The following is a 24,571-nucleotide window of genomic DNA, read 5'->3' as shown; positions in this document are numbered from 1 at the left end:
TCCCCGATCGATGGTGGTGGGTTGGTCGAAGCTGTTGCGCGTTCAGGCGGCGCGCTTGCGCAGGCGCAGCAGGGAGAAGTGGCCGAGCGGCGGGAGCGCCCGGCGCTCGACGATCTCCACCGGCGCGCCGGCGGCCCAGGCCGCGTAGCGCTCCCAGGCGAACTCGGTCCGCCATCCGAGGCGGCTCGTCACCGGAGCGAGGGTGCGCTCCACCGCGCGCCGCAGGCCGGCCTCGGCGCCGATCCGCGTGGTGATCACGATCTCGCCGCCGGGGCGCAGCACCCGGGCGAACTCGTCCAGCGCCGCCTCGGGATTGGGGACAGCCGTGACGACGTACTGCGCCACCACCACGTCGAAGGCGGCGTCCGGGAAGTCGAGCTGCTCGGCGTCCATGACGGCGAGGCGCTCCACGTTGCGCAGACGCAGCCGCGCCACGCGCTGACGCGCCTTCTCGAGCATGGGGGCCGAGATATCGATGCCGACGATGCTGCGGGCGCGCCTGTAGGCCGGCAGCGACAGGCCGGTGCCGACGCCGACTTCCAGGATGCGGCCGCCGATCCGTTCGGCGGCGGCCGCCGCCAGGGTACGGCCCTGCGCGAAGACGGGCCCGAAGACCAGATCGTAGACCGGGGCCCAGCGGCGGTAGGCCTTGGCGACGCCGTCGCGGTCGAGATCGGGCCCGAGCGTGCCCGCGCGCGAGGAACCGGTGTCGTGCATTCCGAGGGCCATGGGCGTCCTGTCTCGTTGTCGGCTAGGTCGGCCCGACGGCTCGCCTCGACCGTGGGCTGCAGGTCTGAGGCAGGCGTTCACCAGCTCAGTTCGCGTCACCGCGCGTCCGTCGGTCAGACCAAGATCCAGCCAAGGGCTCGCGCTTGTCCGCCTCGAGAGCGCCGAGCGGCGTCGCGACAAGGCAGGGGGCGGTCACAGTGGGCGAGGGAGGCGGGATCTCGATCGTGCCACGCCGCCCGGATCATCAACGACCCCACCCCGCCTCTCCGCAGAAGTCTTTCCGCCGGCAAAGCTATGTCGTTCGTTTGACAAGCTTGTGACATGTCCGTCAAACACGCCAACGGCCATTCCATTTGCTGGCAAAATACTGATGTGCCACGCGTCACATCTATGCACGAGGGGTGATATGCGACCCTTCGAGCTACCTGATCTTGCCCGGTGACGAACGCCTCGGCCGCGCATCGGCCGCGCGTCGGCTTCTCGCACACGCGGTGTTCACGATGCTCCGAAGACCCTGCCGTTGCGGTCTCGTCGCAGATCCCGAGATGCGCGATGATTTGAGGGCGGGAAGCCTGCAGGTCGCGCCTTCGACATTTTCTCGCCCTGATATCGACGAGATGTGACCCGGTATCCCCAGCAGGACAGGGCGCGACGACGCGCCGAAGGAGTGTTTCGCGTGATCGAGAATTTGCGGCGTCAGACCATCGCGGTCGCGGCCTTCGCCGGGATCGCTCTCAGCGCCGGGCAGGCGCAGGCCGCGCAGTGCGGCAACACCGCGGCCGGCTTCGATGCGTGGAAGCGGCAATTCGCCGAGGAGGCGCGCGGCCGGGCCAGCGCGGCCAGCCTCGCGGCGCTGCAGAACACAACCTACTCGACCGCCACCATCTCGGCGGACCGGGGGCAGCACAGCTTCAAGCTGTCGCTGGAGCAGTTTCTCGCCAAGCGCGGCGGCCCGACCATCGTCAAGCGGGGCCGCGCGCTGAAGCAGCAGAACGCGGCCCTCTTCGACTCGATCGAGCAGCGCTACGGCGTTCCGCCGGGCCCGCTCCTGGCGATCTGGGGCATGGAGACCGGCTTCGGCGCGGTGCGCGGCAACGTCAACACGCTCTCCGCGGTGGCGACGCTCGCCTACGATTGCCGGCGTTCCGAATACTTCACGGACCAGCTCTACGCTGCGCTGACCCTGGTCGATCGCGGGCTCCTGACACCGAATACCCGCGGCGCGGCGCACGGTGAGGTCGGGCACACCCAGTTCCTGCCGAAGAACGTGCTGGCCTACGGCACCGGCGACCTCAACAACGTCGGCGCCGCCCTGTCGTCCACGGCCAATTTCCTCAAGGCGCATGGCTGGCGGGCCGGCGCCGGCTACCAGCCCGGCGAGCCGAACTTCGCGGCGATCCAGGGCTGGAACGCGGCGCCGGTCTACGAGAAAGCGATCGCCATTCTCGGGCGCCAGATCGACAACAATTAGCAGTATCTCGGCCTCGAATAGACCGAGACGTATTGCGAGAACTGCGGCGGCGCGCCCGAAAATGGTCCCGATCGAGCCAAGATCGACCATCGCATCGCCCCAGAAAAGCCGGCCCGACCCCGCTGTCTCACGCTGAGCGGGGCCGGTCCGCCCGCCGCGGATCCGTATCCTGTGCGGAAGGCGGCAGCCGGCAAGCCCCGCCTCGCGACGAGGAGCATGGGCAACCGCGATGGCTGTCGAATCCGTGCCGCTGGACGGCCTCAAGACCCGGAACGCGCGCAGCACTTGGCTCGCGCCCCTGACGGTGCTCACCGGCGCGGTGACGCTCGCCGCCCTCGGGGGCAGCGTCCTGCATCGCGCCCCGGTCCCGATAACCGGCATCGAGAACGCCCGGACGGAAGCGCCGGTGCCCGCACCGTCCGCGGAGGACAGGGCCGAGACCGCCGCCGCCGAGCCGGAGGCCGCCGAATCGCCCGAGCCCGGTCGCGACGCCCTCGGCAATTCGCAGTCACGATGGGCCTGGAATCAGATCGCCCCACCCTCGCTGACGCCCGAACCCGTCCCCGAAAGCGCCGATGCCGGCGCCGACGCGCAGCCCGGAACGCAGGTCACCGAGACACCGCTCAGCGCGATGGTGGTCCCGCTGCCGATCCCCCGTCCGCCCGAGTTCCGCGGGCCCGCGGGCACCGCACTCGCCCGGCGGTCCGACCGGCGCATGGCGCGCCGCGAGATGCCGCAGGCGGCTCAGCCTATCCCCCAACCCGAAGAGCGCTCGTTCATCGAGAAGCTGTTCGGCATCGAGCGCGGACCGGCGCTGGCCTACACGGCGCTCGAGAGCAAGCCGGCTGACGTCGCGCCGCCGCAGCAGCGCGTCTCGCCGCCGCTGGCCCCGGCCCGGGATCCGGGCCCCTCGGCCGGCATCGCGGTCTACAACATCGCAGCCCGGACCGTGACCCTTCCGAACGGCGAGCGCCTGGAGGCGCATTCCGGCCTGGGCGAGGGGCTGGACGAGCCGCGCCTCGTCAACGTCCGGATGCGCGGCCCGACTCCGCCCGGCACCTACGATCTCACCGAGCGCGAACGGCCCTTCCACGGCGTGCGGGCGATCCGCCTCACGCCGGTCGGCGGCAACGAGGCGGTCTACGGCCGTGTCGGCCTGCTGGCACACACCTATATGCTGGGCCCGCGCGGCGACTCGAACGGCTGCGTATCGTTCCGCGACTACGACCGGTTCCTCCAGGCCTTCCTGCGCGGCGAGGTTCAGCGGCTGGTGGTCGTCAGCGGCACGCAGGACCCGCTGCCGAGCCTCGCCGCCGGCACGGTCACGACCCGCATGGCCCGCAACGGCGGCTGACGACGGCTCGCCCGCGGCAACGGCCGCAAGCGCGCAGACGGTCTACCAGCACTGCTCGCGCGGCGCTTGGAACGCGCCGTGCCGGCCCGCAGAACGCGGTGGCGGCGCGTTCCGGCGCCGCGACACGCGAGTCCCCGGTCCAGACCATGCCCGCACAACGATCGGCCGCCGCGGCCGTCCGAATCCTCCTGGCGCTCTCCGGTGTCCTGGCGGCCGACTTGGCCTGGAGCGCCTCCGCGCCGGACCGCGTCGGCGCGGCGGTGGTCGGGGCGCGCTTGGCGGACCGGATCGTCGGCACCTGGGAACTCGTCTCCTACAAGGTCGAGGACAAGGAGACCGGCACGCTCGTCGACGCCATGGGCGGCACGCCGCGCGGTCGCGTCATCTTCACCAAGGACGGCTGGGTCGCCTTCAACCTCGAGGGCAGCGCCCGCACGCCGGCGACCACCGACGCCGAGCGGGCCGCGCTGATGAAGACCCTCGTCGCCTATATCGGCCGCTACCGGATCGAGGGTGACCAGTGGGTCACCAGCGTGCAGACCGCGTGGGCGCCCGAATGGGTCGGCACCGAGCAGCGCCGCACCATCCATATCGACGGCGACTACGCCGACGTCACGACTCCCTGGCGCGTGATGCCCAACTGGGATGACGGCCGCCTGTCGCGCAGTATCATCCGGTTCAAGCACATCCCGTAGCGGCGCGCCTTCGCCACGCCGTCGCGTCGAGCGACGGACCGGGCGACGGACCGGGCGACGGATCGGGCGACCGATCGCGGCCAGTCTATCGGCGGGTCGCCGCCATGCGCGCCGGTCGTCGCGACGGACTGACAGGATGGCGGCGATTGCAACCCTGGCAGTAATTGTCCTTTCAGGCCCCGTCCTCTATGAGGCCACCATCAATCTGCTGAGCCAAGCCAGCCAGCATCTTCCCGCCCACCCGGCAATCGCGCCACCGCGCGAGCGAGGTCTTGAACCGGTGATCCGTTCTCCGGCGAGATCGCGCGCCTAGGCGGAGGGAAGGCCTCTGCGTCGCGCGAGCGCGCCCCGTCGTCCCACGATCCGTGCGGCTCGGGGACGACGGACGCGATGCGGGCCAGGGCAGGACCGTCGTGCCGGGTTGAGCGAGACCGCGAGCGTGCCGCGACGGGAACGGGGAAACGATCCGGAAGGCCGGACGGGCGGGATTCGCGCCCGTCGCATCGAGTGTCTTCCGTACGCGCGGCGGCCGATCGGGCCGTGCGGTACGCAAAAGCGGGATCTGCCCATGCGTGGCGACGACGAGACCCAACACCGGCGCGACCGCCGGGCCGCGGACGTGCTGCCCCTGAGCCGGCGGCGGCTCCTCGGCACGGCCGCCACCGGCCTAGCGCTGGCGGCCCTGCCGGGCGCGCTGGCCCTGGCCGAGGGCGCGGACAGCAAGGTCGACGTGCTGCTGATCGGCGGCGGGATCATGAGCGCGACGCTGGGCGTCTGGCTGAACGCGCTGGAGCCGAACTGGTCGATCCAGATGGTCGAACGGCTGGATCAGGTCGCCCTCGAGAGCTCGAACGGCTGGAACAACGCCGGCACAGGACACTCGGCCCTGGCGGAGCTGAACTACACGCCCGAGAAGAAGAACGGGCAGATCGAGATCGCCAAGGCGGTGGAGATCAACGAGGCGTTCCAGGTGACCCGGCAGTTCCTAGCCCATCAGGTCAGGACCGGCGTGATGACGGACCCGCGCGCCTTCATCAACTACACGCCCCACATGAGCTTCGTCTGGGGCGACGACAACATCGCCTACCTGAAGAAGCGCTGGGAGGCCCTGAAGGCGAGCCCGCTCTTCGCCGGCATGGAGTACTCGGAGGATCCCGAGCAGCTCCGCAAGTGGGTGCCGCTGATGATGGAGGGCCGCGACCCGAAGCAGAAGGTCGCCGCGACTTGGTCGCCGCTCGGGACCGACTGCGAGTGGGGCGAGGTGACCCGCCAGTACGTCGCCCACCTGAAGAAGCAGCCGAGCTTCAACCTCCGGCTCTCCACCGAGGTCGAGAGCATCACCAAGAACGGCGACGGCTCGTGGCGGGTGACCGCCAAGAACCTGAAGGACGGGACGCGCCGGACGACCGACGCCAAGTTCGTGTTCATCGGCGCGGGCGGCGGTGCCCTGCACCTCCTGCAGAAATCCGGCATCCCCGAGGGCGACGAGTATGCCGGTTTCCCGGTGGGCGGCTCGTTCCTGATCAACGACAATCCCGACGTCGCCACGCTCCATCTCGCCAAGGCGTACGGCAAGGCGTCCGTAGGCTCCCCGCCGATGTCGGTGCCGCATCTCGACACCCGCGTGATCAACGGCAAGCGCGTGATCCTGTTCGGGCCGTTCGCGACCTTCTCGACCAAGTTCCTGAAGGAGGGCTCGTACTTCGACCTCCTCAGCTCCACGACCACCAGCAACATCTGGCCGATGATGAAGGTCGGCGTCGACGAGTTCCCGCTGGTCGAGTACCTGGCGGGGCAGCTGATGCTGTCGGACGACGACCGGATCGCGGCGCTGCGCGAGTACTTCCCGAAGGCCAAGAAGGAGGAGTGGCGCCTCTGGCAGGCGGGGCAGCGGGTGCAGATCATCAAGCGCGACCCGAACAAGGGCGGCGTGCTGAAGCTCGGCACCGAGATCGTCAACGCCAGGGACGGCAGCATCGCGGCGCTCCTCGGGGCCTCGCCCGGCGCCTCCACGGCGGCGCCGATCATGCTGCAGGTGCTGGAGAAGGTCTTCGCCCAGAAGGTCGCCACGCCGGAATGGCAGGCGAAGATCCGGGAGATCGTGCCGAGCTACGGCACGAAGCTCAACGACGATCCCGACCGCGTCGCGCGCGAGTGGGCCGACACGAGCGCGCAGCTCCAGCTCCCGACCCCGCCGCAGATCGACCGGGCCGTGCTGAAGCCGGTCTCGACCGGCAGCACCGTGCTGAACAGCAGCGCCACGCCGGTGAAGGAGCCGGTCCACGACCTCGCGCCGTGAGCGGCGCGTCCCGGGGCGCCGACGGTCGCGCGCCCCGGGAGCGCGTCGGTGCTCAGAGCCCGACCCGACCCAGGGCCGGCAGCTTGAGACCGGGCCGGCGCAGGTCGATCCCGGCGACGCCGCCGAGCAGGTTCAGCTCCAGGCCCTCGACCCAGCCGAGGGTTACCCCGGCATAGCCGCCGAGGTTGATGCGGATCCCGGTCCGCGACGGCGTCAGGCCGATCCAGCGCCCGTCATAGGGGAAGTCCTTGCCGATCGCGGTGGTGGGCAGGCTCTCGCGGATCTCCGGCACCGCCGCCATGACGGCGGCCACGAAGGTGTTCGAGTTCGGGCCGGGCCACACGACGTAGTCGCCGGGCCGGCTGAACCGGTATTCGGCCACGGCCTGCCGGATCCGCGGGAGCATCGCCTCCGCCTCGGCGCCGTCGGCCGCGAACACCACCGTCGGCGGGTTCCCGAACCAGCGTCCGTCCGGCACGAACCGGTCGATCCAGATCGGCTGGCCCCAGGCCGTGTAGTCGAACCGGCTGTAGGCGCGGGCGCCGCGCTCCTTGACGACGATCCAGCTGTGCGTGGCCACGATGCCGCGCCAGCTCACGGTCCGCGCCGAGAAGATGCGCAGCACGGCGCCGGGATGCGCGTCCGCGCGCGGCAGCAGGCCGGCGCTGGATCGATCCGCCAGACGCCAGTCGCCGCTCGCCCGCGTCGCGTAGAGCAGGGCGGAGATCGCCACCGGCACGAGGAAGAGCGCGGCGAGCGCGAGGAGGGCGATCCTGAACAGGGTCACGGGCGGTCCGGGGGGGAGGGCGGGATAGAATCCGCATGTAGGTAGAGCCCGCATCCGCGAAACTGCGACCGACGCGCCCCGGGGCTGCGCGCGCGTCAGGGTGGGGAGGCGAGGGCGTCCAGCAGCAGCGTCGCGGCGAGGAGATCGGCGCAGCCGCCGGGGCTCAGGCGCGCGGCCACGAAGGCGCGGTGGATCGCCGCCGCGCGCGCCCGCCAGTCGGGGGCCGCGATGCCTCCGGCGTCGACAAAGGTCGCGGCGGCCGCGCGCGCGCCGACGAGGCCGTCGGCACCGCCGCGGTGCAGGAGGTTCGTGTCGTCGACGACCGCCAGGAGGGCGAAGAAGCAGTGCACGCGGGCCGCCTCGGCATCGTGGGGGGCGCACGATCGGCCGAAGCGGAGAGCGGGCAGGGCGACGGCGCGGATGGTCGGAAAGCCCGCCGCGGCCTCGGCGCTGGCGCCACCGACGCCGAAGCGCCGCGCCGCGCGGCCGCCGTGGCTGACGGCCGAGACCGGCGCCCGGGTGATCGCTGTCCCCCAGAGGTGACTGACCGCCTCCGCCAGCCCTTCGGCGCTCGCGCGCTCCGCACCGGGCCCCACGCCCCGCGCTCCCGCCGCGGCACAGATCAGCCCCAGCGAGAAGATGGCGCCCCGATGCGCGTTGACGCCGCCGGTCGCCCGCATCATCGCGGTCTCGGCGGCCAGACCGATTGCCCGGAGTTCCGCCATTACGGCATCGCGGGCGCCCGCCGCGACCAGTTCCGCGAAGAACGGCCGGAGCGCCGCCGCGCTGCGGCGGAGCGTCTCCGCATCCATGTCGTCGTGGCTGCCGGAATCGACCGGGCTCACGAGGCCGGGCTTGGGCCAGGTCTCCAGTTCGCCGATGAGCGCCGCGTGCGCGAGATCCGCGACGCGTTCGGCCCAGGGCGCGGCGGCGTTGCTCCGGTCCGCGCCCGGCGCGATGAGGCTCTGATCGTCGCGCAGGGTCGAAGCTCCCCAAGGGTTCGCCGGCATGGCCGAAGCGGCGTCGGGCGGCCCGAGATATACCGGATGGCCGTGCCGGCACAGACGCGGCGTTCTCCGAGCCGGTTCGACTGTCCTGCCCTAGAAGGATCCGACGAAGCGCTCGGGCAGCGTCCAGAGGTCGGGCGCCTGGATCGCGCTCTTGCGCTCGATCGCGTCGGCGAACAACCGCTTCGTGGTCTCGAAATGGGCCTCACCCGGACGCATCTGAACGGGGCGGCGCGGGACGCGACCGATATCGGCCTTCACGAAGGCCAGGAACTCCGTCGGGTCGATGGCGTGGTGGGAGTTCGGGATGCCGATCGGCGCGGCCGCATTCCGCTTCTGCTGACGCCTGAAGAGGATGTCGTGGTCCAGATACGCCAGGTGGAACAGGAACAGGTCGCGGAAATCGGGGCGGTGGTCCTGGATCAGGCAGTGGAAGCCGACGTGCCAGTCGACCCGCTCCGACACGATGGTCGCCTTGCACAGGGTGGATATCGGCCGGATGTAGCCCCGCTGGCCGGAGATCGGTGCCGCGACGTCGATAGGGGCCTCGTCCCCGACGTGCATGACGTCGGCCCCGAACAAATCGAGGATGGGGGGCAGCGGCCGCGCGGCGATGTAATCGGAGAGAGTAGACGATACGTCCGGATCGGGGAGGATCAGCTCGTCGCTATCCGCATAGAGAACATATTTGAAGCCGATGAACAGCGATGCGCAGAAATCCCTGACCGTGTGGGCGCGCTCCCACTCGTTCAGGGGCAACCGCGGCAACCGGACGACGTTCGCGCGCAGTCCGGTCGTCGAGCCGTCGTCGGAACCGTGGTCGAGGATATAACAGTTTTCAGCCCCGACTTGTCGCTCGTAGTGCTTCAGCCAGAGCGGAAGCATGGTCTTCTCGTTGTAGGCCATCGTGACGGCGGCGAGCGGCCTCTTGTGCAACGGTATTCCTTCCCGCCAACGCGGCCTTCACCGCGCGTCTACAGCGCATTCGCGAAGCGTTTGATCGGAGCTTAGTGGCAATGGATCGTGCGCAGCAACTCCTGAGGTCGTTGACCAAGGACGCCCGCATCGTGGAGATTGGCCCGAGCTTCAGCCCGCTCGCGCCGAAGCGCGACGGCTGGAACACGTTCGTCATCGATCACGCGCCGCGCTCGGAGCTCATCGAGAAGTATCACGACCAGACGGTCGACCGCATCGAGGAGGTGGATTTCGTCTGGACAGGCGGCTCGATCGCGGACGCGGTCCCGGTCGACCAGCACGGCACCTTCGACGCGTTCATCGCCAGCCACGTCATCGAGCACACGACCGACATCGTGACCTTCCTGCGCGCCGCCGAGACGCTGCTTCGGCCGGACGGCGTGGTGATCCTGGCCGTGCCCGACAAGCGCAAATGCTTCGATTTCTACCGTTCCCTCACCGGGACGGCGGACGCGGTCGCGGCGTTCCTGGAGAAGCGGAACCGGCACACGGTCCGGACCCACATCGACTACGCCCTGAACATGGCGCTGAAGGACAACGGCACGGTCGGCGCTTGGTCGGGCCAGGACACGCGGCCGGCCATTCCCGCGAATCCGCTCACCGACGAGCCGCAGTGGCTCGGCGCCGCGCAACTGCCCTACTACGCCGACGCCCATGCCTGGGTGTTCGTGCCGGCGAGCTTCAATCTGATGATCCTGGAGCTGGCGCAGCTCGGCTACATCGATCTGCGCGTCGAGGATTTCCTCGACCGGGACGCGACGGAATTCTTCGTGTGGCTCCGCAAGGGACGCGAGCAGCTGGCGCCGGACGAGATCCGCGAGCAGCGCACCGCGCTGATGCAGCGCGCCATCGTCGAGCTGGCGGAGCAGGTGCAGCAACTGCCCGAGACGTCCTTCGTCGAGATGGCCTCGGCGGGGGCGCTGCGGGATCAGCTCCTCAAGGCGACCTACCGGACCGAGGCGCTCCGCACCGTGCTGGCGGCGCTCCGGGCCAGCATCGGCCGTTTCGGGCTGGATCGGGCCGAGTTCAAGCGCCTGATCGCCGCGGCGAGCCAGAAGGTTCCGGGGAACCTCTCGGCGGCGGTCCAGCACAAGATCCTGCTGACCGAAGCGACCAAGATCCTCGACGGCATCACGGATTCTGCGGTCGAGACCGACGACCGGGATCCCGCCGTCATCGACGGCGCCGTCTTGGTGGCGCCGCTCGGCGCGGCCCAGTTCGGGGATCCGCTGCTCGCCGCCGAACTGGAGCGCGAGCGCCAGCGCGCCCGGGCGGTCCGCATGGTGCTGGACGCCGTGCTCGGAAGCCTGCGCGGCCGCGCCCTCGACAAGAAGCGGTTCCGGGACCTCGTCACGCAGGCGGCCGCGCGGACGCCGAATGACGGCCCCGAATCGGCGCGCCACGCGGTGCTGTCCGAGGAATCGCGGCGGGTCCTCGGCCTGCCGGTCGCCTGAGGCTGGCCGCGGCACCGACCGCGCCGTGGCGCGAGCGGCGCCCGGCGCGCCCGGCGCGCCCGGAGCGGACCCGGCCGGCCGTCACGCCGCCGACGCGACCGCCGGGGAGATGCGCTTGCGGGCCTTCTTGTCCTCGGTGCTGCTGACGAAGGCCTGCGCCTCCTCCTTGCGCTCGAAGACGTGCGGCGCGACCCCGCGCTTGTTCAGGGCCTCCTCCATCTTGAGGCGCAGGAAGGCGCTGGTCGCGTAGCGGGTCGTGGTCGCGTAGTAGTTCGCCTGCAGGTACTGGACCATGCCGGCGTAGTCGTCGACCAAGTTCTCGTTGAGCCGGAAGCCGTCGTGATTGATCACGGCGTTGACCCGCTGGCCCGCCTTCCGGCAGGCCTCGACGATGGTCATGCGCAGCTCGTCCATGTCGCCCTTTACCCGGCAGTACCAGCCTTCCAGGTTGACGAAGAGGATGTTGCGCTCGCCGTCGTAGCTGACGCGGGACTTCAGATCGAGGTTGAGCAGATCCGAGATCAGCTCCATCGGCTCCTCGCGGAAGATGCGCGGATCCATCGGCACCGGATTGCGCACGACGGGCGCGAAATCCATGTGGGCGAGGATGTCGCGCTCGATGTCGATCCCCGGCGCGACCTCGATCAGTTCCAAGCCCTCCGGAGTCAGCTGGAAGACGCAGCGCTCGGTCACGTAGAGGACCGGCTGCGACCGCTCCACCGCGTAGGGGCCCGAGAAGGTGTTCTGCTGGACCTGGGTGACGAACTTGCGGGCCTTGCCCTCGTTCACGATGCGCACCTGACCGTCGGACACCGCGATCTCGAGACCGCCGGCCGTGAACGTCCCGGCGAACACGACGGTGCGGGCGTTCTGCGAGATGTTGATGAAGCCGCCGCAGCCGTTCAGCTTGCCGCCGAACCGCGAGGTGTTGACGTTGCCGGCCGCGTCGCACTCGGCCATGCCCAGGCAGGTCATGTCGAGGCCGCCGCCGTCGTAGAAGTCGAACATCTGGTTCTGGTCGATGATGCAGTCGGCGTTCGTGGCCGCGCCGAAGCTCGAACCGGACGCCAGCACCCCGCCGACCGCGCCCGCCTCGGTGGTGAGGGTGATGTAGGGGGTGATCTTCTCCTCGTTGGCGACCGACGAGATGCCCTCGGGCGCGCCGACGCCGAGATTGACCACGCCGTTCGGCGGCAGCTCGAAGGCGGCGCGGCGCGCGATGATCTTGCGCTCGTTGAGCGCCATCCGCTTGATGCCGGTGACCGGGACCCGGATCTCGCCGGCGAGCGCCGCGTCGTGCATCACGCCGTAGTTCATCCGGTGCATCTCGGGTTCGGCGACCACCACGCAGTCAACGAGGATGCCGGGCACGCGCACGTCCTTCGGCAGAAGGTAGCCGTCGTCAACGATGCGCTCGACCTGGGCGATGACGATGCCGCCGTTGTTGCGGGCCGCCATTGCCTGGGCGAGGCAGTCCAGGGTCAGCGCCTCCTTCTCGTAGGAGAGGTTGCCCGACGGATCGGCCGAGGTGGCCCGGATGAAGGCCACGTCGATCTTGGTCGCCGTGTAGAACAGCCACTCCTCGCCATCGACCTCGACGAGCTTGACGATGTCCTCGGTAGTCAGTTCGTTTACCTTGGCGCCCCCGTGGCGCGGGTCGACATAGGTCTTCAGGCCGACCTTCGAGAACAGACCCGGCTGGCCCGCCGCGCAGGCCCGGTAGAGCTGGGAGATCACGCCCTGGGGCAGGTTGTAGCCGCGGATCAGGTTGTCCTGCGCGGCCTTGGCGACCTTGGGCATGCGGCCGAAATTGGCCGCGATGACCCGCGTGAGAAGGCCGTCATGGTGCAGGCGGCCGGTGCCGAGCCCTTTGCTGTCGCCGGCGCCGGCCGTCATGATCAGGGTGAGGCCGCGGGGTGATCCGGTCTCGACGAACCGCTTCTCGAGGGCGGCGTGCAGGGCCTCCGGGATGCAGCTCTGGACGAACCCCGTGGTGGTCACGACGTCGTTCTCGCGGATCAGCGCGATCGCCTCTTCCGCCGAGATGACCTTGTTCTTCCTCATGGAGCCCGTGATCCTCCCCGGCACGTAGAGGTGCGGCCGGCCGTGATGCCCGTCGCCTCCGACTGTGCCATGCGCCGCCCCCGTGGTGCCGGGACGTCTCGGCCCCGGAGATCGGCTGAGTTTTGAATACGATCGTTATTGCACCGCATCAATATTTGCGGCATCGCACGAGGGCACATGCCGGCGCCGTGACAGTACTCCGAAAATGAGTGTGGGCGCTCCTGAAAAACTCTTCGGTCCACGATCAGAAAAATTGCGCGCGTCGCGGGGCCGTCGGCCGCCTGTGCTCCGCCGCACGCGATTTCCATGGTCCGCGTGCGCCGCCTCACCGCGGCGTCCCGGGATCCGGTGTCTCTCGGTCTGGACACGACAGGAGGCGATCATGAACCGAGATCCGAGAGCCCGGAGCAGGCAGGCCGACGGCAAGGCCCGGACGGCGGAGTCCGACCGCGAGAATGATGCCCGCGCACGCGCGGCGGTGGTGGATGCCTGGCGCCGGGCACTGCTCCGGATGCGCGAGCGGCGCGCGACCGAGGACCGCGCCGATCCGGGCCATTGAGGCCCGGGGAGAGGCGAGCGGACCGGTCCGGCGCCCGGCGGCGACGCGGGGCCGGCGGTCCGGATCGGCCCCCGACGTCGCCCGAATGGGGACGGGGACCGACCCTTTTTCTCTACTTGGCGCGACGCGGCGGGAGCGGCACAGCGTGAGCAACGAACGGGGAGTATGTGAGCCGATGGACGACGACGTCGCAGACGGCATGGACGGCGGCGACGCGAGTTCCGCGGCGGCTCAGGAGGCGAACGGGATCGCCTTCCTGCTGGCGAGCGCCGCCTACCTGACGCTCGCAGACGCGCATCTGCGGCGGGAAGGTCCGGAGGGGCTCGCCCTGATGGACGAGATCGAGGACCGGATCACGGAGGCCCTGCGGAGCTTCGTCGAGGAGACGTCCTACGAGGATGCGCGGCCGGACATCCTCCAGCACGCGACCCGCAAGGTCCGCGCCCTCCTCGAAGCGGGACGCTCGCTGGCGCCGGAGATGCGGCGATTCCAGTGAGCACCGGCCCGGGCCGGACCGCGTGGCGGCGCGCTCGGGCCGGCGGGGCTCAGGCGCCCGGCGGTGAGGGCTTCGCGAAGCCGATATCGGCCGCGACACCGGCGAGCCGGTCGGGATCGCGCTCCTTGCGCTCGCTGTAGCGGTCCACGAGGTAATCGGCGCATCCGCGGGTCAGCAGCGTGAACTTCATGAGTTCCTCGCACACGTCGACGACCCGGTCGTAGAGCGGCCCGGGCCTCATACGGCCCGCCTCGTCGAACTCCCGGTAGGCCATCGGCACCGAGGACTGGTTGGGGATCGTGATCATCCGCATCCAGCGGCCGAGGACGCGCAGGGCGTTCACGGCGTTGAAGCTCTGAGAGCCGCCCGAGACCTGCATCACCGCGAGGGTCCGGCCCTGCGTCGGGCGCAGACTCCCCTCGGACAGGGGCAGCCAGTCGATCTGGCTCTTCATCACGCCGGTGAGCGCGCCGTGCCGCTCGGGCGAGACCCAGACCTGCCCCTCGGACCAGGCCGAGAGGGCGCGGATCTCCCGCACCTTCGGATGGTCGGCGGTCGCGTCGTCGGGCAGCGGCAGGCCGTCGGCGTGGTAGATGCGGACCTCGCCGCCCATCGCCTCCAGGAGCCGCGCGGCCTCATAGGCCAGGAACCGGCTGAAGGAGCGTTCGCGGAGCGACCCGTACAGGATCAGGAAGCGCGGCGCGTGCGCGAGCGGGATCCCCCGACCGGCCCCGTCGGTCGGCGTTGCGAAATGCGCCGCGCTGAGATTCGGCAGGCCGTCACGGACCGAAGGGGCAGGGGCCGGGCTCTTGCTCACCGGGACGCTTTCTCATACGTTCAAACAACCGTTTGAAGATTGTCGGGAAAATGGACGACGCGCAAGCCCTGACGGCCTTCGCGGCCCTGGCGCAGGAGCACAGACTGCGGCTGGTGCGGGCGCTGGTGAGAGCCGGTCCGGAGGGCCTCGCCTCCGGGACGCTGGCCGCGGCGGTCGGCGTGTCGGCCGCCACGGTGTCGCATCACCTGAAGGAACTGAGCCGCGCCGGGCTGGTCAGCTCGCGGCGCGACGGTCGCTCCATCCTCTACAGTGCCGCCTACCCGGTGCTGGCCGATCTGATCGCGTTCCTGATGCGCGATTGCTGCCAGGGCCGCGCGGAGATCTGCACGCCGGCGGCGGAGACCCTGGCCGCCTGCCTCAGCCCCTCGGGAGACGCCGCACATGTCTGAGCCGTTCGACGTCGTGATCTACCACAATCCGGCCTGCGGCACGTCGCGCAACACCCTCGCGATGATCCGTAACGCCGGGATCGAGCCCCACGTGATCGAGTATCTCAAGACGCCGCCGGCCCGCGCGCTGCTGCTACAGCTCCTCGACCGCGCCGGGCTGTCGGTGCGCGACGTGCTCCGGGAGAAGGGCACGCCCTACGCCGAGCTCGACCTCGGCAACCCGGACCTGACCGACGGGCAGTTGCTCGACGCCGTCGCGGCGCATCCGGTCCTGCTCAACCGGCCGCTGGTGGTCACGCCGAAGGGCGTACGCCTGTGCCGCCCATCGGAGGCGGTGCTGGATCTCCTGCCGCCGCAGCGGGGCGGGTTCGTGAAGGAGGACGGCGAGCCGGTGGTCGACGAGCAGGGCCGCCGTGTCGCCACGGCCTGAGCGCCCGCGGGCCGTGGCGGCGGTCCGGACATGAGCGAAGCCAGCCGCTGGCCGGTGATCGCCGCACTCGGCGTCGTGGAGATCCTCGCCTGGGGCTCGTCGTTCTACCTGCCGGCGGTGATGGCGGCCCCCATCGCCGAGAGCACCGGCTGGCCCCTCGCCTGGGTGGTCGGCGGACTGGCCTTCGGCCTCCTCGTCGCGGCCCTCGCCTCGCCGCATGTCGGGGCGGCGATCCACCGGCACGGCGGGCGGCCGGTCCTCGCCCTCGCGGCGCTGCTCCTCGCCGCCGGGCTGACCGTCGTGGCCGTGGCGCCGAGCCTGCCGATCTATCTCGCCGGCTGGCTGATCCTCGGCGCCGGCATGGGCTGCGGCCTGTACGACCCCGCCTTCGCGACCCTCGGGCGGCTCTACGGCGCGGCCGCGCGGCCGGCCATCACCACGCTGACCCTCTGGGGCGGGTTCGCCAGCACCGTGTGCTGGCCGCTCTCGGCCTTCCTGGTGGCCCATGTCGGCTGGCGGGGCGCCTGCCTCACCTATGCCGGCCTGCACCTCGCCGTGACGCTGCCGCTCATCCTCGCGATGATCCCGCACGCGCCGGAACTCCCGGTCTCCGACGGGCCACAGGAGGCGGGGTCCGCGCCGCTATCGACCCGGGAGCGCCGCGCGTTCCTGCTGTTCGCGGGGGTGCTGGTCCTCGGCGGCGCGATCATGTCCCAGGTGTCGGTCCACCTGCTCACCCTGCTGCAGGCGCGCGGCGTGTCGCTCGCCGCCGCCGTCTCGTACGGGGCGCTGATCGGGCCCGCGCAGGTGAGCGCCCGCGTCGCCGAGATCTCCCTCAAGGGCCGCCACCACCCGCTCTGGACACTGACGGCCGCCTTCGGCCTGATCGCCCTCGGGCTGTGGCTCCTTGCGGCCGGGCTGCCGGGCGTGGCGCTCTGGCTGGTGCTCTACGCGGGCGGCAACGGGATCTACTCGATCGCTCGCGGCACGGTCCCGCTCGCCCTGTTCGGCCCCGTGCGCTACCCGCTGGTGGTCGGCCGCCTCGCCCGGCCGGCCCTGGCCGCCCAGGCCCTGGCGCCGCCGGCTGGGGCCGTCGTGCTCACCCATGTCGGGCCGGGGGCCCTGTGGTGGATGCTCCTCGCGCTGGCGCTCGCCGCCCTGGGCCTGATCGGGGCGCTGTGGCGCGCGCGGTGACGGCGAGCCGGTAGGATCAGCGGATGCCGCCGTCGCGCAGGCGGTACCAGGCGATGATCGCCGAGACGTACAGCCGGTTCAGCCCGTGGAGCGGCAGCGGCTCGATCGGCGTCAGCGGCAGGGGCAGGTTGCCGGCATCTCCGGTCGCGATGTAGGCGGCCATCGCCCGGCCCATCGCCGACTGGAGGCCGACGCCCCGGCCCTGGCAGCCGATATCGATGAGGAGCCCGGGCGCCGGCTCGTGGAGATGGGGCAGGTAGTCCCGGGTGATCGCGACGCGGCCGCACCAGCGATGGTCGAAGGCGATCCCGTCGAGCTGGGGGAAGAGCTTGCCGACGATCCGCTCGAGATGGGCCCAGTCGGCGGGGTCGCGCGGCTCCCGGAACGGACCGCGGCCGCCCATCAGCAGGCGTCCGGTATGGTCGAGGCGGAAGTAGAGCAGGAGCTTGCGCGTGTCCGAGGAGACATGGCCTTCGGGCAGGATCGAGCGCCGCAGGTTGTCGGTCAGCGGCACCGTGGCGACCTGGAACGAGTTCGCCGCGATCACCGTCCGCGCGAGGTTCGGCCACAGGCCGCCCGTGTAGCCGTTGGTGCACAGCACGACCCGGCCGGTCGTCACCCGCTCGCCCTGGGCCGTGGTGACGGTCCAGCCCGATCCGGTCCGTTCGAGGCCGGTGACCGGCGATCCGCCGTGGATCGTGGCGCCGGCCTTCTGGGCGGCCCGGGCGAGGCCGCGGGCGTAGCTCAGGGGCTGGATCGCCCCGCCGCGGCTGTCGAGCCAGCCGCCGAGATAGCGGTCGGTCCCCAGCAGCTGCTCGGTCTCGGCCCTGTCGAGGACGCGGGTGGGCGCACCGAGATCCGCCCACTGGGCCGCCCGCTTGGCGACCTCGGCGAGCCCGGCCTCGGTGTGGGCGCCCTGGATCCAGCCGGCGCGGGAATGCGGCACGTCCATCCCGTGCCGGGCGATGAGGTCGAACACGACGTCGGCGGTCCCGCCGGCGAAGCGCGCGAGCCGCTCGCCGCGCTCCCGACCGAACCGCGCGACGAGGTCGGCGGGATCGTATTTGAGGCCGGGGATGACCTGGCCACCGTTGCGACCGGACCCGCCGTAGCCGACCTCCTGCGCCTCGAGCACGACGGGTCGGATGCCGCGCTCGGCGAGATGCAGGGCGGTGGACAGGCCGCAGAACCCGCCGCCGACGATCACCACCTCGGCTAGGCCGGATCGGGCCAGCGGCGGCGTGTCCGGCGCGGGCGCCGCCGTCGTGGCCCAGAGCGAGGGTGCGAGCGGGAACGGTTCGGCCACGGCGTGTCCTAGAGCGGGTGCAGCACGCGCTGCAGGAAGTCCCGGGTACGCGGATTCTGCGGCCGGTTGAGGACCTCGGCGGCCGGCCCCTGCTCGACGAGTCGGCCGCCGTCGAGGAAGAGGACCCGGTCGGCGACCTCGCGGGCGAAGCCGATCTCGTGGGTGACCACGAGCATCGTCATACCCTCGTCGGCGAGGGCGCGCATGACCTTCAGCACGTCGCCGACGAGCTCGGGATCGAGGGCCGAGGTCGGCTCGTCGAACAGGATCGCCTCCGGCCGCATGGCGAGCGCCCGGGCGATCGCGACGCGCTGCTGCTGCCCGCCGGAGAGCTCGTTCGGCCGGGCGTGCTCCTTGCCCGAGAGCCCGACCCGGGCGAGCAGGGCGCGCGCCCGCTCCTCGGCCTCGCCCCGGGGCTCGCCCTTCACGTGGATCGGCCCCTCGACGACGTTCTCGAGCGCGGTCCGGTTGGCGAACAGGTTGAAGCGCTGGAAGACCATCGAGACCCGGGTGCGGATCGCCTTGATGCCGCGCTTGTCCCGGTCGACACGCTGCCCGTCGACGCGGATCTCGCCGCCGTCGTAGGCCTCGAGCCCGTTGATGCAGCGCAGGAGTGTCGACTTGCCGGATCCCGAGGGCCCGATGATGCAGACGACCTCGCCCTTGGTGACCTCGGCCGAGACGCCCTTGATCACCTCCAGCGCGCCGTAATGCTTGCGGACGTCCTCCAGCACGATCATCGATGCCGTCCCTTCGCCTCGAAGTGGCGGACCAGCAGGATCAGCGGCAGGCTCAGCGCGAGGTACATCAGCGCCACCAGCGTGTAGACGCTGGTGTTCTTGAAGGTCGACGAGGCGATCAGCTTTCCCTGGAGCGCCAGCTCGGCGACCGTGATGGTCGAGGCCTGCGACGAGTCCTTGAGCATCATGATCATGATGTTGCCGTAGGGCGGCAGCGCGATCCGGATCGCCTGCGGCAGGATCACCCGCCGCATGGTCATGCCCCAGCCCATGCCGATCGACAGCGCCGCCTCGACCTGGCCGCGATCCACCGCCTCGATGCCGGCGCGGAAGTTCTCGGCCTGATAGGCCGAGTAGGCGATGCCGAGCCCGATGATCGCCGCCTGGACGGCGGTGAGCGACAGGCCGAAATCGGGCATCACGAAGTAGATGTAGAACAGCTGCACGATGATCGGGATGCCGCGCAGGATGTTGATCATCACCGCGCTGAAGCCCGACAGGATCGCGATGCCGGAGACCCGCATCACCGCCCAGACCAGCCCGAGCAGCGTCGAGACCACCAGGGACGCGATCGTGATCAGGATCGTGAGCTGCACGCCCTGCAGCAGGATCGGCAGGTAGTCCTGCGCGTCGGCGAGGAACTCGCGCATGAAGGTCAGGACCGGTCGGCCGACGGCGGCAGACCCCACTTGGTCAGGATCGCCTGGAGCGTCCCGTCGGCCTTCAGCTTGGCGAGCGCCTTGTCGATCTTGGCGAGGAGCTCGGTGTCGGTCTTGCGGACGCTGAGGCCGACCGAGGCGACGACGGTCGGCTTGAAGGTCTCGACGAGGCGGACGCCGGGAAACAGGCCCTGCTTGACGTAGTAGGCGAGGATCGGCGCGTCGGCGAAGCCGGCCTTCAGCCGCCCGGAATTGACGTCCCGGATGATGTCGGGGATCGCGTCGTAGATCTTCACCTCGTTGAAGAGGCCCGACCTCTTCAGCGGCTCGACGAAGGCGGTGCCGACCTGGGCGCCCACCGTCTCGCCCTTCAGGTCGGCGAAGGACGTGTAGTCCTTCGTGTCGGTCTTCGGGACGATCAGCCCCTCGCCGTAGCTGTAGACGGGCGCCGAGAACGACACGACCTCCTTGCGCTGCGGCGTGATGAACATCGCCGCCGCGATGATATCGATCTTCGAGGCGGTGAGCGCCGGGATCAGCGTCGAGAATTGCAGCGGCTCGACCGCGACCGTGAAACCCGCCTCCTTGCTGACCGCGTTGACGAGGTCGACCATCACGCCTTGAATGCTATTCGTCTTGGTATCGAGGAAGGTGAAGGGCAGGCCGGTGGGCGTCGATCCCACCTTCAGGGCCTGCGCGCCGACGGGAGCGCCGAGGACGCCGAGGAGCAGCGCCGACGACAGACACAGCTTGGCCAACCGTCTTCTCATGGTGCCGCTCCCGTGCAGTGCCCGGGTCACGCGGCGGAAGCCGGGCCCGATTTCATTCTCGTGAAGAATACCGCACGTTTTCGGTATCGACGCAAGCGACTTTCACGTGCATGAAGAAGCACACGAGAGGCAGGCTGGCGTGACGGTGAGCATCCCCCGAGGCGAGGCAACGGGTCCGGAACCGGTCGACCGGGCTGTGGGTCAGCGCCTGCGCGGCCTGCGTCGCGCGCGCGGACTCTCGCTGGAGGCGGTGGCGTCCAGCACGGGCCTGTCGATCGGCTTCATCAGCCAGGTCGAGCGGGGCCTGTCGTCGCCGTCCCTGCGGGTCCTGGCGCTGCTCGCCGACACGCTGCAGATCGGGATCGGCGGCCTGTTCGAAGCGGGGCCGGACGCGCCCGACCCGGATCCCATCGTCGTGTTCCGGAAGGACCGGCCGGAACTTCAGCTCTGGCGGGCCGGCATCACCAAGCAGCTCCTGACCCCGCCAGGGGGCACGCAGGGGATGAGCCTGTTCCACATGGTGCTGAAGCCCGGCGCGAGCACCGGCGACGAGCCGTTCAGCCACGACGGCGAGGAAGCCGGCCTCGTCCTCGCGGGGCGCCTCACCCTGATCGTCGAGGCGCGGACGCTCCAGCTCGCGGAGGGCGACAGCTTCCGCTTCGAGAGCCGGCGGCCGCACCGCTTCAGCAATCCCGACCCGCGCAGCCAGACCACCGTCCTGTGGGTCAACGTCCTCGGATCACCGGCGACGACGTGAGCGGGGCGCGGCGCGTCAGTTGCTCAGGCGCACGCTCGCGAGCGTGGTGCTGAAAAGCTTCAGCATGGCGGCGGTGATGTCGCCGTTCGTGGTCACCGGAAAATACATGCCGTCGGACGCGCAGGCCTGCAGGGCCGGCCCGATCTTCGACTCGTACGGCCTGACGTAGCTGTTGTAGAAATCGTTGTCGTAGATCGGCAGGTACTGCGTGTAGATGATCCCGATCTTGACGTTCTTGTTCTTGAGATTCGTGCAGGTCGAGGGACTCAGCGGCCCGATGAAGCGGTTGCTCTGGATCTGGAAACCCGCGCTCTGGTTGGTGACGCTGCCGCCGGTGTCCTCGACGCCGTCGGTGACCATGAACAGGAACCGGATCGGCTTGTCCGGCGTCAGCCCGTCGCCGCTGGCCGGGATCGTCGCGTTCATCTTCGCGATGGCCCGCTCGAAATCGGTCTGATTGTCGGACTGATTGTAGTAGGCGTAGGCGATATCGATATTCGGGGTCGCGATCTTGATATTGTTTAAGGTCGGCGTCATCGCCTGCAGCCGCGTCTGCGTCACCGAATCGTTGAAGGTCCACATCTCCATCTGGAACTGTTGCGGCAGCAACATGCTGACATTCGCCTGATCGACGAGCGCCGAGACCGCGTCCCTCAGAACCTGGATGCGGAGCTTGATGTTGTTCCGCGACGCCACATGGTAGAAGTCGTTCTGATCGTCGCCGATGATGTTGCCCTTGTTGTCGAAGGTGTGCTGGTGGCAGGCGAACGCGCACCCGTTGGTCGCGCGCTTCATGTTGCTCACGTCGGCATCGGTCGCCGCGAGCCCCATCGACGGCGAGTTGTCGAGCAGCAGGTAGTAGTTGATGTACTGCGAGGTGTTGCGGGTCGCCGAGGACGTGCCGCTGATGGGCATGGCCGGGATCTGCATCATCGATGCTAGGCTGGTCTTGACCGTCGCCGTGTAGGTGGCGGTGAGGCTCAGCGTCTTCGCGCTGTTCACCGGCGCGCCGGGGACGAACGAGGTCACCGTGACGCCCGGAACCTTGGCGGCCTCGGCGCGGAACTGCGTCTCCATGTTCTGCAAGGTCGTCGCCGGGATCGTGTTGGTCTTCTGCGACATCACCGCGAGCACGGCGCCGTCGAGGGCGGTGTCGAGCTGGGTCTTCGCGGCGTTGCGGCGCCCGTAATCGATCGCCGCCGCCGTGGCGAACATGACCGGCAGCGTGACCAGCGCGAACGTCAGCGCGACCTGACCGGAGCGCGCCCGCGGAAACGCCGCGACGGCCAGCCTGAGAGCGCGGTTCAACCGGATGCGGAACACCGACACGGGCCTTCCCTCAAACACTAGTTGTAGACCGGGCAGGCGGTGCCGCCCGGCATGACGATCTCGCTGGGGGTGCGCTCGGACCACGGGATCTGCCGCGAGAAGGTCAATCCGCGGCCGCCGAAGATCCAGCGGTACAGAGCACTCCCGATGATCGGGGTGTAGGGCATCGTGACTTCCGCCAGGATGTAGCGGGCCCCGTCGAACTGATAGGCGGCCGGCGTGGCGGGGAGTCCGTTGCTCCCGTTGGCCTGGTTGGCCGGGCGCTTCGTGGCGTTCTGCGGCCAGCTGGAGCAGACGAAGCCCTTGAGCGACCCGTTGACCGTTTCCACGCCCATCGCGTTGACCACGATCTGCAGGCCGGACGCGTCCAGCGGGCGCAGGATCGCGGTCGCCGCGCTGGTGATCTTCGTCATCCCGTCCTGCGTCGCCAGAGCCATCCCGTTCTGGGTCGCCAGAGCGTTGTCCACCCGTCCGGACAGATCGCTCAGCGTGCGCGCGAACAGGGTCAGCTTCCGGGTCGCGTCGACGACGCGCGTCAGCTCGGCGGTCCCGAAATACAGGACGATCAGCAGGGGCAGGACGAGCGCGAACTCGACGGCGGCGATCCCGCGCTCATCGTGGCGGAAGCGGCTCAAGCCGATCGGCAGGCCGCCCATCACGAGCACCCCGACGGCGCGGAGTAGGGCTCCACCTTGAACACCGTCGCGGCCTGCAGCACCCGCCGCTTGTTCGGCAGGTTGGGCACGGCGGCACCGAGCAGCGGGAAGAAGACCGGGATGTCGACCGCGGCCTGCACGATCACGATGGCCGAGTTCCCGGCGCAGGCGTAGCTGGCGAAGTTCGGGTTCCAGTCGCTCGCACCGCTGGCGTTGGTCGCGACCGGCGAGACCGGGGTGGCGGACCCGTAATCGGCCACCTTCATCACGCTGACCCGGACGTTGGCGCAGGTGAAGATCGTGATCCGGGGCGTGCCGTTCGGCTGCGTGCAGATCGCCGTCCGGAAGCGGCTCATCAGCGTCGCGGGGTCGGTTGTGCCGGCGTTCGTCGTCTGGAACGTGCCCGTGTAGATCTGCCGGCTGGCGTCGGACACCGCCTGCTGGAGGATCTCCTGCTCCCAGAACACGATCCCGTTCTCGAGGCAGGCCCCGACCAGCGCGAAGAACGGCAGGGCCACCAGGGCGAACTCCACGGCCGTCGCGCCCCCGCGTGCCCGCGCGAAGCGCGCGGCCCGTTCTCGGAGGTCGAGCAAGCGCGACGCCGCTCGGATTGCCCTGCTCACATCCCAACTCGAAATCGGAACCACCGAGCTCGAGAGAGCATCAAAAGCTTACTTTTCTCCGCGCATCACTGCTCAAAGTCGTGCCGTTCACGCACATGTGCTACCGAGCGGGCGCCGGAATAGTTCGTTAGCATCAACCAACAGTTGAGAGCGCCGCTGTTCCAGCCCTCATCGGTAACGCGGCGAGATCGCACTCGTCGGTCAGGCGGAGATCGTCGCGTCGACGTCGCGCGAAGCGGTCGACAAGACGAGGCGCGGGTTCGGCGCACGTTCGGCGTGCTTTGACGTATGGATGACGTGGAAATAGGACATTGCACAGTCACGATCGGCCGGAGCGGCACAGAATCGCGTCGAGATAAGTGCCATTAAGCGCGGCTTAAGAGGTCGCCGATAGTTTCACCGGGCAATATAAACCGCATGGCGATCCCCGATCATGGCCCGCGCTCTGCCGGACGTTGCCTCCATCGAAGAGGGTGTTGGGCTCCTCCGGACCCAGCTCCTGTCGATCTCCGACGCGATCGCGCGCACGCGCCAGGAGATCGCCGACCTCCGGCAGGAACAGGAGACGAGCCGCGCGCGGGACGAGCTCCTCGCCGTGGTGCAGGGCACCGAGGACGCCACCAACGCGATCCTGACGGCTTCGGAGAAGGTGGACACGCTCGCGCGCGGCATCGTCAGACGGTCGGGCGAGGACGCCAACCGGGCCGACGCCCGAGCCATCCAGATCGAGATGCAGACGATCTTCGAATCCTGCAATTTCCAGGACCTTACCGGCCAGCGGATCTCGAAGGTCGTGCGCACGATCGTCCTCGTCGAGGAGCGGATCGGCGAGATGCTGCGCGTCTGGTCCGGTCCCGGCGACCCGCCGTCGCGGCCGAATCCGACGGCCGACACGCGCAGCGAGGAGGCGGCCCTGCTCAACGGCCCCGTCCTGCCCGGCGACGCCTCGGTATCGCAGGACACGGTCGACGCGATGTTCCCGTAAGGCGC

The 24,571-nt window shown here is 69.8% G+C and carries 25 protein-coding genes; 12 read left to right on the top strand and 13 right to left on the bottom strand.

Going from position 1 to position 24,571, the window contains the following annotated elements; all coding sequences use genetic code 11:
• Positions 1-42: 42 nt before the first annotated feature.
• The gene (locus C4T42_RS12940) at positions 43-729 is read right to left on the bottom strand and encodes a methyltransferase domain-containing protein (RefSeq protein WP_103985196.1); all 687 of its coding nucleotides are present in this window, start codon (positions 727-729) and stop codon (positions 43-45) included.
• A gap of 676 nt (positions 730-1,405) precedes the next feature.
• Between C4T42_RS12940 and C4T42_RS12935 the strand changes: the two genes are divergently transcribed.
• The 4 genes from C4T42_RS12935 (at position 1,406) to mqo (ending at position 6,548) form a co-directional block, all read left to right on the top strand.
• The gene (locus C4T42_RS12935; protein WP_020091711.1) at positions 1,406-2,200 is read left to right on the top strand and encodes a lytic transglycosylase domain-containing protein; all 795 of its coding nucleotides are present in this window, start codon (positions 1,406-1,408) and stop codon (positions 2,198-2,200) included.
• A 229-nt stretch (positions 2,201-2,429) separates the two neighbouring features.
• On the top strand, positions 2,430-3,554 hold the full coding sequence (locus C4T42_RS12930; protein ID WP_020091712.1) for a DUF2778 domain-containing protein: 1,125 nt from the start codon (positions 2,430-2,432) through the stop codon (positions 3,552-3,554).
• Positions 3,555-3,700: 146 nt separating this feature from the next.
• Complete coding sequence (locus tag C4T42_RS12925; protein ID WP_234081041.1) at positions 3,701-4,249, top strand: lipocalin-like domain-containing protein; 549 nt, start codon at positions 3,701-3,703, stop codon at positions 4,247-4,249.
• Positions 4,250-4,817: 568 nt separating this feature from the next.
• On the top strand, positions 4,818-6,548 hold the full coding sequence (mqo, locus tag C4T42_RS12920) for a malate dehydrogenase (quinone) (RefSeq protein WP_020091714.1): 1,731 nt from the start codon (positions 4,818-4,820) through the stop codon (positions 6,546-6,548).
• 52 nt (positions 6,549-6,600) lie between these two features.
• Here mqo and C4T42_RS12915 read toward each other — a convergent pair whose 3' ends face one another.
• The 3 genes from C4T42_RS12915 to C4T42_RS12905 all read right to left on the bottom strand — a co-directional run bounded on the left by C4T42_RS12915 (position 6,601) and on the right by C4T42_RS12905 (position 9,248).
• Positions 6,601-7,335, bottom strand: a complete 735-nt coding sequence (locus C4T42_RS12915; protein WP_020091715.1) for a DUF3750 domain-containing protein — start codon at positions 7,333-7,335, stop codon at positions 6,601-6,603.
• A gap of 95 nt (positions 7,336-7,430) precedes the next feature.
• Positions 7,431-8,345 (bottom strand): triphosphoribosyl-dephospho-CoA synthase MdcB, encoded by a 915-nt coding sequence (mdcB, locus tag C4T42_RS12910; protein ID WP_020091716.1) that lies wholly within the window; start codon positions 8,343-8,345, stop codon positions 7,431-7,433.
• Between the two features lie 90 nt (positions 8,346-8,435).
• Entirely contained in the window at positions 8,436-9,248 is an 813-nt protein-coding gene (locus C4T42_RS12905; RefSeq protein WP_042673236.1) for a glycosyltransferase family 2 protein, read from the bottom strand.
• Positions 9,249-9,358: 110 nt separating this feature from the next.
• Between C4T42_RS12905 and C4T42_RS12900 the strand changes: the two genes are divergently transcribed.
• A complete protein-coding gene (locus tag C4T42_RS12900) occupies positions 9,359-10,771 on the top strand; it encodes a methyltransferase domain-containing protein (protein WP_026604721.1) in 1,413 nt (470 codons plus the stop codon).
• Between the two features lie 81 nt (positions 10,772-10,852).
• Here the strand turns inward: C4T42_RS12900 and C4T42_RS12895 are convergent, their stop codons facing one another.
• Entirely contained in the window at positions 10,853-12,835 is a 1,983-nt protein-coding gene (locus C4T42_RS12895; protein ID WP_020091719.1) for an acyl CoA:acetate/3-ketoacid CoA transferase, read from the bottom strand.
• A gap of 382 nt (positions 12,836-13,217) precedes the next feature.
• Here C4T42_RS12895 and C4T42_RS31940 point away from each other — a divergent pair, with 382 nt between their 5' ends.
• Positions 13,218-13,394, top strand: coding sequence for a hypothetical protein (locus C4T42_RS31940; RefSeq protein WP_020091720.1), 177 nt, complete (start codon positions 13,218-13,220; stop codon positions 13,392-13,394).
• A gap of 175 nt (positions 13,395-13,569) precedes the next feature.
• Positions 13,570-13,890 (top strand): hypothetical protein, encoded by a 321-nt coding sequence (locus C4T42_RS12890; RefSeq protein ID WP_020091721.1) that lies wholly within the window; start codon positions 13,570-13,572, stop codon positions 13,888-13,890.
• 49 nt (positions 13,891-13,939) lie between these two features.
• Here the strand turns inward: C4T42_RS12890 and arsH are convergent, their stop codons facing one another.
• Positions 13,940-14,665: an arsenical resistance protein ArsH gene (gene arsH, locus C4T42_RS12885; RefSeq protein ID WP_026604722.1), complete on the bottom strand. Its 726-nt coding sequence runs from the start codon at positions 14,663-14,665 to the stop codon at positions 13,940-13,942.
• 92 nt (positions 14,666-14,757) lie between these two features.
• On the opposite strand from arsH, the gene C4T42_RS12880 reads away from it, so the two are divergent.
• From C4T42_RS12880 to C4T42_RS12870, 3 genes are read left to right on the top strand one after another with little or no spacing between them, the layout of a single operon-like run.
• Complete coding sequence (locus C4T42_RS12880) at positions 14,758-15,117, top strand: metalloregulator ArsR/SmtB family transcription factor (RefSeq protein ID WP_020091723.1); 360 nt, start codon at positions 14,758-14,760, stop codon at positions 15,115-15,117.
• Positions 15,110-15,547, top strand: coding sequence for an arsenate reductase (glutaredoxin) (gene arsC / locus C4T42_RS12875; RefSeq protein ID WP_020091724.1), 438 nt, complete (start codon positions 15,110-15,112; stop codon positions 15,545-15,547). The genes C4T42_RS12880 and arsC overlap by 8 nt, the downstream gene beginning before the upstream one ends.
• 30 nt (positions 15,548-15,577) lie before the next feature.
• Entirely contained in the window at positions 15,578-16,741 is a 1,164-nt protein-coding gene (locus tag C4T42_RS12870) for an MFS transporter (protein ID WP_020091725.1), read from the top strand.
• Positions 16,742-16,757: 16 nt separating this feature from the next.
• Here the strand turns inward: C4T42_RS12870 and C4T42_RS12865 are convergent, their stop codons facing one another.
• The 4 genes from C4T42_RS12865 to C4T42_RS12850 are packed head-to-tail and all read right to left on the bottom strand — an operon-like array spanning position 16,758 to position 20,216.
• Positions 16,758-18,047, bottom strand: coding sequence for an FAD-binding oxidoreductase (locus C4T42_RS12865; RefSeq protein WP_020091726.1), 1,290 nt, complete (start codon positions 18,045-18,047; stop codon positions 16,758-16,760).
• Between the two features lie 8 nt (positions 18,048-18,055).
• Positions 18,056-18,787, bottom strand: a complete 732-nt coding sequence (locus C4T42_RS12860; RefSeq protein WP_020091727.1) for an amino acid ABC transporter ATP-binding protein — start codon at positions 18,785-18,787, stop codon at positions 18,056-18,058.
• Positions 18,784-19,437: an amino acid ABC transporter permease gene (locus C4T42_RS12855; RefSeq protein ID WP_012317380.1), complete on the bottom strand. Its 654-nt coding sequence runs from the start codon at positions 19,435-19,437 to the stop codon at positions 18,784-18,786. The genes C4T42_RS12860 and C4T42_RS12855 overlap by 4 nt, the downstream gene beginning before the upstream one ends.
• A gap of 5 nt (positions 19,438-19,442) precedes the next feature.
• Positions 19,443-20,216, bottom strand: a complete 774-nt coding sequence (locus C4T42_RS12850; protein WP_026604723.1) for an ABC transporter substrate-binding protein — start codon at positions 20,214-20,216, stop codon at positions 19,443-19,445.
• A gap of 145 nt (positions 20,217-20,361) precedes the next feature.
• Between C4T42_RS12850 and C4T42_RS12845 the strand changes: the two genes are divergently transcribed.
• Positions 20,362-20,973 (top strand): XRE family transcriptional regulator, encoded by a 612-nt coding sequence (locus tag C4T42_RS12845; RefSeq protein ID WP_234081040.1) that lies wholly within the window; start codon positions 20,362-20,364, stop codon positions 20,971-20,973.
• A gap of 15 nt (positions 20,974-20,988) precedes the next feature.
• On the opposite strand, the gene C4T42_RS12840 is transcribed toward C4T42_RS12845, so the two are convergent.
• From C4T42_RS12840 to C4T42_RS12830, 3 genes are read right to left on the bottom strand one after another with little or no spacing between them, the layout of a single operon-like run.
• Positions 20,989-22,302 carry a TadE/TadG family type IV pilus assembly protein gene (locus C4T42_RS12840; RefSeq protein ID WP_020091731.1) on the bottom strand — a complete coding sequence of 438 codons (1,314 nt, stop codon included), beginning with the start codon at positions 22,300-22,302 and terminating at the stop codon, positions 20,989-20,991.
• 17 nt (positions 22,303-22,319) lie between these two features.
• Complete coding sequence (locus C4T42_RS12835) at positions 22,320-22,958, bottom strand: TadE/TadG family type IV pilus assembly protein (protein WP_042673245.1); 639 nt, start codon at positions 22,956-22,958, stop codon at positions 22,320-22,322.
• Complete coding sequence (locus C4T42_RS12830) at positions 22,958-23,551, bottom strand: TadE/TadG family type IV pilus assembly protein (RefSeq protein WP_020091733.1); 594 nt, start codon at positions 23,549-23,551, stop codon at positions 22,958-22,960. The genes C4T42_RS12835 and C4T42_RS12830 overlap by 1 nt, the downstream gene beginning before the upstream one ends.
• 463 nt (positions 23,552-24,014) lie before the next feature.
• On the opposite strand from C4T42_RS12830, the gene C4T42_RS12825 reads away from it, so the two are divergent.
• Positions 24,015-24,566 carry a protein phosphatase CheZ gene (locus C4T42_RS12825; protein WP_020091735.1) on the top strand — a complete coding sequence of 184 codons (552 nt, stop codon included), beginning with the start codon at positions 24,015-24,017 and terminating at the stop codon, positions 24,564-24,566.
• The last annotated feature ends 5 nt before the right edge of the window (positions 24,567-24,571 follow it).

It is taken from the genome of Methylobacterium sp. 190mf (assembly GCF_900107945.1).
GTDB lineage: Bacteria > Pseudomonadota > Alphaproteobacteria > Rhizobiales > Beijerinckiaceae > Methylobacterium.
This window is presented reverse-complemented; position numbering and strand designations above follow the sequence as displayed.